The sequence below is a fragment of the Rania fehmarnensis genome (genome assembly GCF_056494185.1).
Genome location: NZ_CM151398.1, coordinates 9,288,196 through 9,302,795, shown reverse-complemented (window position 1 = coordinate 9,302,795; position 14,600 = coordinate 9,288,196). Strand labels below are relative to the sequence as shown.

General features: G+C 56.6%; 7 protein-coding genes. 6 read left to right on the top strand and 1 reads right to left on the bottom strand.

Annotated elements, in window-relative coordinates; all coding sequences use genetic code 11:
• Positions 1–115: 115 nt before the first annotated feature.
• The 6 genes from SH573x_RS31430 to SH573x_RS31405 all read left to right on the top strand — a co-directional run bounded on the left by SH573x_RS31430 (position 116) and on the right by SH573x_RS31405 (position 13,766).
• Positions 116–1,129: an AAA family ATPase gene (locus tag SH573x_RS31430; protein WP_479352192.1), complete on the top strand. Its 1,014-nt coding sequence runs from the start codon at positions 116–118 to the stop codon at positions 1,127–1,129.
• Positions 1,130–1,131: 2 nt separating this feature from the next.
• On the top strand, positions 1,132–2,031 hold the full coding sequence (locus SH573x_RS31425) for a DUF58 domain-containing protein (protein WP_479352191.1): 900 nt from the start codon (positions 1,132–1,134) through the stop codon (positions 2,029–2,031).
• Positions 2,028–4,316 carry a BatA domain-containing protein gene (locus SH573x_RS31420; RefSeq protein ID WP_479352190.1) on the top strand — a complete coding sequence of 763 codons (2,289 nt, stop codon included), beginning with the start codon at positions 2,028–2,030 and terminating at the stop codon, positions 4,314–4,316. The genes SH573x_RS31425 and SH573x_RS31420 overlap by 4 nt, the downstream gene beginning before the upstream one ends.
• A complete protein-coding gene (locus tag SH573x_RS31415; RefSeq protein ID WP_479352189.1) occupies positions 4,313–6,895 on the top strand; it encodes a glutamine amidotransferase in 2,583 nt (860 codons plus the stop codon). Before SH573x_RS31420 ends, SH573x_RS31415 begins: the two co-directional genes overlap by 4 nt.
• The gene (locus SH573x_RS31410; RefSeq protein ID WP_479352188.1) at positions 6,892–12,642 is read left to right on the top strand and encodes a hypothetical protein; all 5,751 of its coding nucleotides are present in this window, start codon (positions 6,892–6,894) and stop codon (positions 12,640–12,642) included. Before SH573x_RS31415 ends, SH573x_RS31410 begins: the two co-directional genes overlap by 4 nt.
• A 125-nt stretch (positions 12,643–12,767) precedes the next feature.
• Entirely contained in the window at positions 12,768–13,766 is a 999-nt protein-coding gene (locus SH573x_RS31405) for a prenyltransferase/squalene oxidase repeat-containing protein (protein ID WP_479352187.1), read from the top strand.
• A gap of 37 nt (positions 13,767–13,803) precedes the next feature.
• Here SH573x_RS31405 and SH573x_RS31400 read toward each other — a convergent pair whose 3' ends face one another.
• Entirely contained in the window at positions 13,804–14,397 is a 594-nt protein-coding gene (locus SH573x_RS31400; RefSeq protein ID WP_479352186.1) for an RNA polymerase sigma factor, read from the bottom strand.
• Positions 14,398–14,600: the final 203 nt, after the last annotated feature.

The following is a 14,600-nucleotide window of genomic DNA, read 5'->3' as shown; positions in this document are numbered from 1 at the left end:
TAGGATAGGCTTGCCGCCTGTCGTCTTCGGGTGGGCCTGGAAGAGTTTTGGCCGGTGCCAGTGCCAAAACTCTTCCAGGACCACCCCACCCTTTTTACCGCCTGGGAGATTCCCTTTGCCTGAAGCAAGTCCTGCGGCCAGCGACCTGGATATTCAGCGTGCCGAACGTTTACGCGAAGCCTGTACCAGGGTTCGCCAGCAAGTTGCCAAAATCGTTGTCGGCCAAGAAGAAGTCATCGAGCAATTGCTGATCGCCATGCTGTCGCGCGGGCATTGTCTGCTGGAAGGCGTTCCCGGGTTGGCCAAAACGCTCATGGTCCGCACATTGGCCGAATCGATGGCCCTGTCGTTCCATCGCATTCAGTTTACGCCCGACCTGATGCCCGCTGACATCACCGGCACGGATATCATTCAAGAATCACCTACCACCGGCCATCGCGAAATGGTCTTCGAACGCGGGCCAGTTTTTACTCAGTTGCTACTGGCCGATGAAATCAACCGCACCCCACCCAAGACGCAAGCCGCTCTGTTGGAAGCCATGCAGGAGCACGAAGTTACCATCGGTGGCAAGACCTATCGCCTGGCTGAACCATTCTTCGTCTTAGCCACTCAAAACCCGATCGAACAAGAAGGCACCTATCCGTTACCCGAAGCCCAACGCGATCGCTTTCTGTTTCAGGTGCTCGTCGATTACCCTTCGCGCGACGAAGAGAGTCTGATTATCGATCGCACCACCACCGGCTTTCAAAGCAAACTTGAGCCCGTGGTGACCGGCGAGGAGATCATTGAATTTCAAAAAACGGTACGCCTGGTACCGCTGCCTGAGAACGTCAAACAAAAAGTGTTGGACCTGGTGCGCAGCTTGCGACCCACCGAAGCCAAGAAAACTCCGTGGGTCAATGAATGGGTGGACTGGGGCCCAGGGCCGCGGGCCAGCCAACAACTGGTCCTAGCCGCCAAGAGCCGAGCCTTGTTGCACGGTCGGTATCATGTCACGCTGGACGATATCACCGCCCTGGCGACACCCGTGCTCCGACATCGCCTGGTGCCGACCTTTTCCGCCGAAGCTGACGGCATTCGCACCGACGACATCATCATGCGCGCCGTGAAAGAACTGCAAACGAAGTGACCATGAGTAACCCGCTGCTATCGGCTGCCGATCGCGACAAGCTGGCTAAGTTGCAACTCTATGCGCGGCAAGTCGTCGAGGGTGTGACGGTGGGTATGCATCGTTCGCCTCACAAGGGCTTTAGCGTCGAATTCAAAGAGCATCGTCCCTACGTGCGCGGCGATGAAATTCGCTCGATCGATTGGAAGTTGTTCGGCAAAACCGACCGACTGTTCATCCGGCAGTATGAAGAGGAGACCAACCTCCGCTGCACCATTATTCTCGATCAAAGTGGTTCCATGGCCTATGGTGCCAGCGGGCCTCAGAAGATTTCCAAGCATGAGTTTGGTGTCCGACTGGCCGCGTCATTAGCCTACATGCTGGTCGGCCAACAGGATGCCGTAGGCCTGGTTACCTTTGACACCGACACGCGCGAGTATATACCGCCGCGCAGCAAGCCCAGCCACTTGCGTAGTCTGCTGACCACGCTCGTTGGAAGTGAACCGGCAGGTGAAACGGCTATCGGTGATGTGCTGACTCGCCTGGTGCCCAAGATTCGCAAACGCGGTCTGCTAGTGCTGATATCCGATTGTTTTGATGAAGTCGAAAATCTGCTCAAGACGCTTAGCTACTTTCGGCACGCGCGAAACGATGTCGTGGTGTTTCAAGTTTGGGATCGTGATGAACTGGAGTTTCCATTTCGCGGTCGCACTCAGTTTCGTTCGTTGGAATTACCAACCCATATGCGGATGCTCGATAGTTCGCTCCTGCGCAAGTCCTACATCGAGAATCTGGAACGCTTCCGCACAGCGTTGTCGCTCGGTTGTGGCAAACAAAAGATCGACCTGATTAGTTGCACGACCGATCAACCGCATGCTTCGCTCTTGGCGTCGTACCTGGCTGTGCGAGGCAAGCAGATATGATCTTTCTCAATGCGATGTTGCTGGCAGGAACCGCCGCGGCATCCATTCCGCTGATTATTCACTTGCTCAATCGCACGCGCTTCAAGCTAGTGGATTGGGGCGCGATGCACTTGCTCGAATCGGCCCTCAAGATCAACACTCGTCGCGTGCAGTGGCAGGCGCTCCTGCTCTTGCTGCTGCGGATGTTGATCCCCGCGATACTGGCCCTGTGCTTGGCGCGGCCTGTGCTGACTGCCTGGCGCACAGCAGTGGGCGGTAACGAGCACTCGGTTGTGCTGGTGATCGATAACAGCCTGAGCATGGAAGCCCCCAGTAATTCGACCGACAAAGATGCCGCCAACGCCACCTGCTTCGATAGCGCCATCGCCCAGGCTCAATCGCTAGTGGAACGTTTTGGCAAAGCGACCGAAGTAACCGTGCTGTCGGCCGGTGGCGGTGTGATCGATCAAACGTCGGGTGCTACCTTCGATTCCCAGCGCGTGCTGCGCCGACTGCGCGATGTGCGCGTGGGCACTGGCCCGGCTGCCATCGAAGAAGCCATCGCCACAGGCATCAATCGCCTGGCCAAAGCCAAACAAGCTCGTCGACACTTATTGTTGCTCAGCGATTTCCAGCGCACGCAGTGGGAGAGTCTTTCGCCAGAAGCCTTGAGTGCGTTGCGAACCAGCACACAATCCAAAGAAGCTCCCATCGAAATTACGTTCATTCCAATCAAGAGCAGCGGTCCAGATAATGTCTCAGTGCAAATTGATCGACCACTTGGCCCCAGCGTAGCTACGCCCCAGCAAACGCTCGAAGTTCGCGTAGCTGTACGAAATCATGGTCGTCAACGTGTCAAGAATTTGCCGGTGGTACTCTTTTCTGATGGCCAAGCGCTGGCGACCAAGAATGTGGAAGTCGCCGGTGACTCCCAGATATTTTTAGCCTTCGGTTGCCAGCTGCAAACGTTGGGCACTCATGTGCTGAGCGTATCGATTGGGGACAAGGCTCGCACCACGGATAACAAACAATCGACAGCCGTTAACCCGGCTAATCCCGTAACTGGTGACGATGTCTCGCGGTGGAGTGTCGAAGTTATCGAACCGGTGCGCGTAGGCATCGTCAGTGCCCGTTCACCCAACGCCAAGACGATCGATGATGCTGCCTATTTGAATTTAGCCTTGTCACCTTTTGCGGTCAGCCTGGTAGGCGCCGCTACTAGCGAAGAAGCCGCCGGGTGGGCGGAGGCTCACGCAGGGGCCGATCCAATTCAGTGCGAGATCATCGGTCCGCAAGAGATCAATGCCCAGTGGTTAGCAGATCGTCAAGCGGTGGCGCTGATGAACATACCCAAGCTGGATGATTCGACGGCGGTGGTGTTAGAAGAGTTTGTGCGCAGCGGCGGCATGTTGATGATCTGGGCCGGCGAAGGCTTGGATGCTCAGTGGTATAACAGTCGCTGGGGAGCAACCAGCAATTCAAAACTGCTGGCCGCCGATTACAGCGGGCTCTCACGGGCCAAGGATCGCTCGCAAGCTTCACTGAAGATTCAGAATCAATCGTACGAGCACCCTGCCCTGACCTTCTTCAATCGCAGCAGCAATGGTCGACTGGATAGCATCGATTTCACTACCTGGATGCAATTGAAGACAGCGCCCGGTTCCTTGCCGCTGCTCAGTCTTGAAAACGGTGACCCACTGCTTGTAGAACGCGTGGTGGGTCGAGGGCGCGTGCTGCAATGGGCGATCAATGCAGGCCAGCGCTGGAGCAACTTGCCTCTCCGCGAAGTGTTTGTGCCGCTGGTGCAGCAGATCGTACTCTATGGCGCGACATCTTCGATGCCACGATTGAATCTGGAAACCGGTTCGACGGTGGCCGTGGCTTTGAACGAAACCAACTCTGCACCGGCAACTCCCGCGACCAATGCCGAGATCGAACTGTTAACACCGGCCGGGTTGCGATTTCGACTTGAACCGCAAGTGCAAGGTCCCGAGCGCACCGTGCAGTTCGCTTTGACACACTTTCCAGGCGCTTATCAACTCAGCGGCGTACGCGAGCGACCGTTGGCGATTGCCATCAGTCCACCGGCCGCGGAGTCGATCTTGGATCCACTGGATGATGGTGCCATGAATGAATGGGCCAAGCGGTTGGATGCGCAGATTCAACCCTCGGCCGATGCATTTTGGGAAAGTGAACTCGTCAAGCAAACGGGTCGCGAGATCTGGCGGCCATTGTTGGCTGCGTTGGTGTTGTTTTTGATTGCTGAATTGCTGCTGCAGCAGAGCCTCACTCGGACGCCCACATGAGCAGTTTGCGATTCATTGGTGATATTCCACTCTGGCTGGGCTTGCTGCTAGCCTGCGCTGTGGCTGGCCTGTGTTGGTGGTTGTACTGGCGCGAAACGAAGGTCCTATCTGGACCGGTGCGGTGGTTGCTGCCGACGCTGCGCAGCCTGGCGATTGCTTTGGCCATTCTGGTGCTGACTGCGCCGGTGCTGCATCATCGCTATCGCGAAGGCGAGCCGGGGCGCTTGCGATTTCTGATCGATAGTTCACGCAGCATGTCGATTACCGATATGCATTTGGATGACGCCACCAAACAAAAGATCTCTGCCTCCTTGGGGTGGAGTGACCCGAGTCCCGTCGCCAGCAGCGACCCGTCTTTGGCCAATCCAACCGAAGATGCCACGCAACCTGTCACGGAGTTCGATCGAGCCACGCGCTACGAGCGAGCTCTCGAGCGATTGCTGGGTACCGAAGCAGGAGTGCTCAGCGAGTTAAGTGACGAATTCGAAATTGTGGTCGAACGCTTCGATGCCACGCGTACCAAGCTCTGGGAATCCACGCTCAGCGAAACTTCGCCACTACCCAAAGATCCTCGGCAGTGGATGCCGCCCAACTTTGCAGCTACCACGCAATTGGGCGCAGCTCTGGCAGGCAGCGACTCAACCAAAACCACCGCCAAGAATGCCAGTGCAACGAGTGACCCCGATGCAACACAAGAACTAGCGTTTAGCGGCGCTGCGGAAACTATTGTTTTATTGAGCGATGGGCGCAATACGGCCGGAGTTTCTCCGCTGGCGATCGCTGAAAATTTAGCCGTTGAACGCCGGCCCGTATTCTCGATCGGTATCGGCGGTACACAAGCACCCGCTGACGTCAGCCTGGTATCGATTGAACATCCCGAACGCGTCTTTGAAAAAGACATGTTGCGGGGCACGCTAGTTATTCGCCGGCGCATGCCACAGCCCACTCCGCTGAAGCTGACGATCAACCTGGCCGGCAGCCAGGAAACGTTGTGGGAAGAGACTCGCACCTTGGCCAGCGAAGAACGCGGACGTATCGATTTCGCCTTTCCGGTTAAAGCCATCGTCGAAAAGATTCAACAACAGGCCGGACGCTCCACCAGCTTCACCGCGGTCCCACTGCATTTGGAAGCCAAGATCGAACCACAAACTGGCGAAGCCGACCTGTCGAACAACGCGCGCGTCTTTCATGTGTCAGTCATAACCAAACGCAGCCGTTTACTATTGGTAGATGGTCGCAGTCGCTGGGAGACTCGCTATCTGCACAATATGTTTGATCGTGATCCAGCCTGGCAAGTTGATTTAGTTTTACCTGACTATCGCGATGCGCCACCGAAACTGCCGCGCGGTGGCGCTACCAATCAGTTTCCTGCGACCAAAGAGAAACTGATGGAATATGACCTGATCGTCTTGGGCGAATTGCCCGCTGGCGTGATGCCCAAAGAGACGCTCGAATGGATCAAGTCGTTTGTAGAGAACAGCGGTGGTGGTCTGATCATCGTCGATGGTGCTCGCGGCATGCTGCGCGATGCGGCGTTTCAACCTATTCAATCGATGCTGCCTATCGATTGGATCGAAGATAAAAAGATCAAGCCTGATCCGGTCCCTATTCGACTCACTTCCACCGCTCGGCAACTGGCTGCTTTCCAGTTAACCCCCAACGATCCGGTGAAGAACGAAGCGGCTTGGAGCAGTTTGCCCCCGCTGCACATGACCACTTCGGTGAAGTCCTTGCCCGGGAGTGAAGTGCTAGCCACTTATACGCTCGACGGCGAAGAGATGCCGCTGATGGCCACGCGTCAATTTGGGGCTGGTCGCGTTTTCTATTCGGGCACTGACGAGACGTGGCGCTGGCGGTACAAAGTTGCCGATACCTATCATCAACGCTTTTGGAATCAGATTGGTCGCTGGGTAATGCGCTTGCCCATGTCGGTTCAAGGTCAATTCGTAGCGATCGATTCTGGCAAGTTGGTCTATCAACCGGGTGAGACCATCGCCATTCGATCGCGAGTGCGCGACGCTCAAGGTCAACCTGCCAGCGACCTGGCGGTCGAAGCCATCATCACGGCTGTCGATTCGATTTCTGGTCCAGCGGCGACAACTGGGGCTGCGCCTGGCACAGTCGACTCTACCAATGCAGCCGGCACTATCAATGCGGCTAGTAGTGGGCGCGTGATCGCCGTCGTGCCTCTGTCGGCCGAACCGGCCATTGCAGGTGTGTATTCGGGTCAGATTAATGCACCGGCGGCGGGTAACTATCGCGTGTCGATTGTGGCACCAGGACTGACCAGCGATGCCCTGGCCGTGCATAGTGAGTTTGCGGTGATGGAACCCGATAGTGGCGAGATGGATCAACTCAGTTGTGATCAAGCTCTGCTGAAGAAGCTGGCCGAAGTTACGGGTGGTCAATTCTTGCCCGAAGAAGATGGCCAAGGCCTAATTGACTTGCTCCGCCCGCTCAGCCGCGGGAAAATCTTGGAGTCCGATACATTGCTGTGGCAGAGCTACTGGTGGTTTGTACCTATCGTGCTCCTGCTGACAATTGAATGGTGGCTCAGAAAACGCGTGGGGTTAATATGAGCGCAGCACTAGAACCGATCACGCGCCAGCGATTGACGCAGTTTCGACGTCGTTGGCAGACATTAGAAATTGCTAAGGGCATAGCGGTAGCTTTGCTACTGGGTGTCGCTTTCTTGTTGGTTGTAATCATTGTCGATGCCAGCCTGGTGGTACCGACTGCTGTGCGCTGGTTGCTCAGCAGTACGATCTACGTTGCCTGCCTGGCTGCGCTGCTGGGTACCTGGCTGCGGGTGGGGCGCGGTCAGCAACTGACCGCCACGGCTCGACAATTCGAAGCGCATGATCCACGTTTGAGTCAGCGTCTGCTGTCTGCTGTCGAGTTGAGCGAAGACAATGTGAGCAACAGTCTCTCGTCATCCAGTTTTCGCGAGCGCGTTCAAGCCCAAGTGGCCAAGGCGATTGCACCAGTCCGCGTCTCAGAGTTGTTGCCCTGGTCTTCCATCGCGCGCGGATTAATAGCAGCCACTGTTGGATTGGCCCTGATGACTGGCCTGGCGTGGGTGCCTGGTTTGCACTGGCCGCATCGCGTGGCTCGGGCTTTGTTGCCCGGGGCCAACTTGGGCCGCATATCGCAATTCGACATCACTGTTCTGCAACCCAGTCCCGCTTCGACACAATTGCCCGAAGGTTCGGTGGTCGCCATCGAAGCCAGCGTCGCTGGGCCACTGCCCGACAGTGTGATGTTGGAAACTCGGACAGCCGGCCAGGCTGATGCAGTCGCCATGCGTGGCGTGACGCGTGCGCAAGTGGCCTCGCCCACCGAGGCACGCTCCGGCTCACAGGCGACAGCCATCGAACTCAACGCCGATAACCTGGTGTACACCGCTAACCTGACGATGGAAGACGAGCCAATCGAATATCGAGTCGTGGCCGAAGATGCGCATACACCTTGGTACCAATTGTCCAGTCGTCCCAGGCCCACAGTCGAACGATTCGTGATGCGCATCGTGCATCCAGCCTACTCATTGCTACCGGACAAGCTATTGGACAGTGAGCTGGGAGACTTGGAGGCCCTGCGCGGCAGTCGAGTTCAATTGCAGTTGTTTTGCAATCAACCGATTGGACGGGCCTGGTTGAATGTCAGCTTGCCCGAATCAGCAGAACCAAAAAAAGTTCAGCTCGAGCCGCTGGCCAGCGAAGCCTACTTGATGAAGGCTGAGGCGGGCGAAACCATTTCCTACGATCGACGACTGTTCCAAGCAGAACTGCCCATCGATGGAGACTTTACTTATCGCGTCCATCTGGAAGCAGCCAACACAGGATTTACCAATGCGTTTAGCAGTGAGTATCAAGTTCATGCCCTGATCGACGATGCGCCGCAGTTGGCCTGGATCCAGCCTGAGGCCAGCATGCTCGTGGTTGAGCCCAATCAACTCGTACGCCTGGAATTGGAGGCCCGCGATGAGTTGCCGGTTGCCGAGGCATTGTTGATCAACAGTCTCAATGGCGAAACGCCAGTGACTTCGACGATTGATTTGAGCAAATCGCTGGAACTAAAGCAGACAGCTCCACCCCAGAGTGACGAAATCGCAGCTGATGAAGCCGAAGAGTCGACCTCGCCACTGGTACGCACGCCGGTTATTCAAGAGTTGGATCTTTTGAAATTGCAAGTGCGTATTGGCGATACGTTGCGCGTGGCTGTGCAAGTCAAGGATCGCGCGGGCCAGGTTACGATCTCGTCGCCCTTGGAGTTCATTGTGTCCAGTGCGGCAGTCGACCCAGAGCGTGGACCGGCCACCGCCCTGCGCATCGAACTGGCGGCCGAACTGCGCAAGTACGCCGAACAGATGCAACCGCAGCTGAAGCAGATTCGCCAACTACAGCAAACGCAGCAAGAGCAAGAAAAGCTGCCACCCGATCAACGCACCGACCATTGGGATGAAATCAAGGAAGTGAGCGCCCGCTTTGCCGAGCAAGCTCGCGATAACGCAAGTCAACTGCGCCAGAAGGTCGAAGCTAACCTGAAGCAACCACAAGATTCGGTCAGTTTGTCGGAGCTGGAACGCACCGGACAGGTACTGGCTCGCATCGAATCGCAACTGTCGGCCGAACTGGCAGGCTTGTCAGAATTACTTGATACATCAAGTAATTCTGCAGAGCAAATGAACGAACGTATGAACCGGGTGCGAAGTTCAGCCGAAAAGTTGGGCGACTCGATCAGCGTCATCGATCGCAGATTTCGTGAGTTCGTCGCCTACGATGTGCTGAGTGAAGTTGCCCGCGGCATGCGCACCATCCAGGATTACCAACAAGAACTCGTGGCTGGTGCCGAAGAGGCTTCACCTGCTCAGCTCAAGCGTCGTCAAGTTGTGGTGGCGCGGCAGCTGCGTGAACTGGAGCAAGTCATGGTGGATCGTTCGCCGCTGCTGCGCGAACAAGGCACCCACGGCTTGCGAGGCTGGATCGAATGGTCCGGGCAAATGGCCGAACGGATCGAACGCGCCGCCAGCGATCCAGACGATAACCCGAACTTTAAAGAGTTCAGCAAGCAAATCTTGGCCGAAGTCAAACAGCATCAAACCGTAATGAGCGTCGATGGCGGCCTGGATAGCGAGATCCTGAACGGTCGTCGCGAACTGGATGCGCGCAGCGATTCGTCGGCCACAGCCTTGGGCGAGCTATCCAACCTGGTGGCCGAAGCCACCAGGCAAGAAGGCGGCAAGTTGACACCTGCCCAGCGCGATCAATGGAATCGCGATCTGCAAATGTTGCAACATCGCAAAGAGCTGCAGCAGGCGCGCGGTGATGCCGATGCCCATCACGTCAGCGACATGGGCAATGCGATTCGCGCGACGCGACAATTGATGGATAGCTCCGGCGATCGCTTTACACCCGAACATGCGGCCACTATGCAAAGGACGAGTGGTGCACTCAGGAAGCTCGAAGCGGTACATAACTTCAACGAAGCCAACAAACACCTGGCCGATCTAGAGCAGATCGAACGCTGGAGTTCGACATCGATCGAGGCGCGAACCGAAAGTCCACGCGCGTGGGACGCGCTGAAGCATCGCATCGAACAAACAGCCCGCGCCTTGCGCGAAGCGGGTGTCGATGGCAAAATCGCCGAACAGGTCGATCGCGTTCGCTATGAAGCAGCTGCTAACGAAGCGGGACAGAAGATCCAAGCCCGCCGCTGGTCTCCTGATGCGGAAGCCTCAGCCGAAGCCGAGTTGGCTCACATGCGCGACCAAATGAATGCCGCTAAAGAACAACTGGATGCGGTAGCCCGAGATGCCCGCGTCGATCTGATGGAAGCTGCTCCGAGCGTTTCTGAATTGGCCCGCAAAGCTGCAGATAAGACCGAGCAACTGCAAAAGGAAACGGAAAAGCTGGCCGAGTCGGCCGCGGCCGATGAAGTGCCCGACGTGCGCCAAAGCGTTCAAGAACTGAGTCAACAACAAGAGCAAACGGGCCAACCGATTAACGATCTGCGCGATGCCTTGACCGAGATGGCCAGTACGCAGGACCTGCTGGACGATGGCGAGCGGGCCATCGCCCGCGATGCCGATACCAGTCAACAAATCATCGACCAGGCCAGCGAACAAATTGCCGAATCGATGAAGCCGGTCAAGGAAGCACTTACCAGCAACGCCGCCAAATCACCGCTCGAAAAAGCCGCTCAAACTCAAGGTGAAGCCAAACAGGCACTCGAGCAGATCGCCGATCACTTCGAGCGTTTGCAGTCGGGCAATATGGCGGCCGATGAACTGGCTGATTCCCGACAATCGCTCAAACAAATGGCCAATGAAATGGAAATGGCCGCCATGGATGAGTGGTACAAAACTGCCGAGTCCTTGAGCAACCTGGCGGGCGGTGATCCGCAACAGGTGCTAAAGAAGCTAGAGGAAGAACTCAATCGTAACGCGCGCATGCGCGAAGAACTGAGCGACATTGCCAAGAAAGCTCTGGATGAGTCGGTCAAGTCGCTAGCGTTTTCAGCCGACCAAGAACGCAACCTGCAATCGCAATTGGAACAGTCCGACCCGGCCTATGCCGCGCGCAAACAATTGCTGCAACAAGATATCCAGGCCGCCAATGAACGCATGCACCAGTGGATGCAGCAGCTATCCAGCGAAGCCCAAAATGTATCAGGTCGCGCCGGTGCACGTCAGCAACAACAAGAGTTGCATCAAATGCAACAACAGATGCAGCAGACGATCGCCGACGCCAGCGCTGCCCACAGCAGTTTGCCGCTGGAAGATCTGCAGCGCGTGGCCGATGCGGTGGTCAAAAGTCTCGAAGATGCCGAGCGCGAATTCAAGGGCATCGCCGATGATCTGAAAGAGGAAGTCGCTCAGCCCGCGCATGCCAGCGAACAAGAACTCAAGAATCGCAAACGCGATATGGAGGACTGGGAACGACGCATACTGCAGCAGCAGGCGCGTGGCGCTCAATCGGTTGAACGCTCGCATGAACAGCGAGCTCGCCAGGCCGATAACGCCGCTCGCAACGCGGAGTCGCTCAAACGCAATGCCGAACGCACTCGCGATGAAGTGGCCAAGCAACTGGAGGCCAAGCCTGATGCGCTAGATGTGAAACAACGTTTGTTAGAAGCTGAGCGCCAAGTAAGTCGCCTGGAGCGCGAAGCCGAAGTTGCCCGCGGTCGCGAAGCCGCTCTCAAAGAACGATTGGCCACAGCCAAACAAACACAGCAAGAAATGACGGCCCGCAAACCAACGGAACTGAGTAGTCAGAATCCGACCGCTGAATTAGCGACGCGCCTGGCCAACAGTGCCGCAACTTCGTCCGAGGTCATCGCGGCGGAACTGAAGAAGGCACTGGCCGATACAGGCTGGATGCAACAACTGGCTGCCGCCCAAGGGCAATTGGCGGCTGGTCAGCAGCAACAGGATCGAGTCGAGCAGAGCGTACAGGGTGTAGCGAACAATCTCCAGCGCGCCTCGCGGCATGAACAGCGACTGGATCATCCTCAAGCGGCCGAGCGCATCGGTCAGCAGGCATCGCGCGTGGAAACATCGCGCCGCGAAGAAGTGCATACGGCGCTAGAGCAACTGACAACTGCGGCCGAGCAGGCGCAGCAAGCGGCTGAGGCCAATGCTGCCTCCAGCGAAGCCAAAGATGCGGCACCGCCTGAGGCCTCGCTGGCCGCACGCGGGGCAGTTAGCGCAGCGGAAACCGAACTGCGTCAGCGCATCGGCGAACTAAAAGAAATGATCGATGGTCCGCAACCGGAAGAAACCGGTCCAGCCAAAGACCAGGCGATCGATGCACCTGCTCAACCCAGTGTGCCCTTGGATCCCAAGATGCTCGCCCGCATGCTCGATGAACTCGATCGTCAAGTAAGCGACGCGGAAAGCGATGCTCAGCCACAAGAGCCAGGCGACGAGAATCAACAGTCCGATCCTAGCCAGGCCGGCCAGTCTCAAGATGATAACAACCAATCAAGTTCCCAGCAGAGTTCGCCCACGGGCAAGAAAAAGAACTCGCAGACATCGACCATGCAAGAAGCCTCGCGGCAGCTGGCTCAGCAAATGAATCGCAGTCGTTCGCAAGGACGACAATCGACCGCCGCCTCGCGTCAAACCGGCAACACTGCCGACACGAAAGCGGCTGCTCCTTCCGCCGTCCGCGTTTTGAGTGTCGATCGTCGCAACGGCGAAGACTGGGGCAAGCTGCGCGAACAAGGTGCCGAACAAACAATCGAATCTGCTCGACAGACCATAGCGCCCCAATACCGCAATTCCGTAGAGACCTACTTCCGTGTACTCAGCGAGCGAGGCAAGTAATGAGTAGCCCATTGTCTCCTTTCGCTCCGCGAAAGGCATCTCGCAGAGTTTCACGCACGCTGATTGCCTGGCGTTGGTTATTGTTGATCTTTTGTATGCTGCCTTTCGCGGAGCGAAAGGAGACAATGGGGCAAGACGATGCGGTGGATCAAACGGTGGGTCGAGCGATCAAGTATTTGATCACCAAGCAGCGGGCCGACGGAGCGATCGTGGAGCATCAAAACGAAACCACGATGACGTCGCTGGCGATCATGGCCATGGCCAGTGCCGGCGCGACCACTTCGGAGAATTCGCCGCGCGGCGAAGCCATGCGCAAAGCACTCAGCTTCGTGCTCAGCGGTGATCGTCAAGACAAAGATGGATACTTTGGCAATCGAGATGGCTCGCGCATGTATGGCCACGGTATCACGACACTCATGCTGACCGAAATGCTGGGTATGGGTGCTAGCGCTGAACAAGATGTGCTCATCCACGATGGTTGCCAAAAAGCGATCAACCTGATCTTAAGCGCGCAGAAGCAATCCAAACGCGTTCAAGATCGAGGTGGCTGGCGATACACGCCTAATTCCAATGATTCGGATTTGTCGGTATCCGTTTGGCAATTGATGGCCCTGCGTTCGGCTAAGAATGATGGCCTGGATGTGCCGGCCGAATCGATTCAACAAGCCATCGATTATTTGAAGCGATCGTATACTTCGCGACTCGATTCGCGTGGAGTACCGATTGGAGGTCCGGCAGGGTTTAGTTACATACCGGATCAGAATAATCCCACCTACACGATGACCGCGGCGGGACTGCTGGCGATGCAAGTCTGTGGCGAGTATGAATCGCCTTTAGTAGCCGGGGCTGCGGACTGGTTAATGGCTCATCCTCCGCAATGGAACGAGCGGTTCTTTTTTTACGGCACGTATTACTACGCTCAGGGCATGTATCAGCGCGGCGGCGAACATGCCGAGACGGCCGATCGGCTGGTCAAGCAAATGTTGCTCGATCGGCAGCAGCCCGATGGCTCCTGGACGGCACCTAGCGGCGAAGAGGGTGGAGCAGGCAAGATTTATTCGACCAGCCTGGCCGTGCTCAGCCTCTCGGTGAAGTACCACTACCTACCGATCTATCAAAAATAGCCGTAGCGGATCTCGCCAGAGATTGGAAGCGATTCGCTCAAGCGTCGCTATCGAGTTTGGCGATTGTTTCGCTGATCATGCGTTGGACGCGGCCTCGTGCCACATAGACGCTGGAGATTTGTATTTGCAGGCGCTGGGCAACTTCGGCCCCTGGCAAGCCTTCGATGGCCGACAGTTCAAAGGCCTGCCAGGTAGCTTCGTGAACTCGCTGCTTGACCGATTGGAAGGCGATGTTGACCAGTTCGCGATGGGCTTCCTGATCGAAGCTATCGACCAATTTTTCGCAGGCCAGTTCGGTCGATTCAAGCGTGGCGGCACCGGCAGCCGGATTGCGCACGTAGTGTTTGATCAACTGAGCGAAGCAGCGGCGAGCGATCGTTTTCATCCAGCCGCGAAAGCTGCCTGTCCCACGATGTTCGAAATTCGCCAAGCTTGATATTACAGCGATAAGTGTTTCCTGGACGACATCGTCAATATCCGAACTACCCACGCCCCACTGCCTACACCAGGCTTTCAGCAAATTGGAGTATCGGGTGACGAATTCTTGCCAGGCTGGGTCAGCCGCTCCATTCTGACGCAGCCGATCAAGCATGCTGATCCGCGTGTCGAATCTCGAATCGTAAAGATCCATGGAAGAGCTCGGTGACATGATCAAAAGGAAAAGACGAGAGACATAGTGGGGAAACGAGAACAGTCAGTCTAGGCCAAGAGCGTTCTGTGTTAAGCGTTTTGCAGGTGGTTGGAGGAATTTGTGCCAGATTCTTGGCAAAAAAAATGCAAAACGGTGTCAGATTCCAGGCACAACCTGCCATTGATGGGTGTCGGCACACAGTT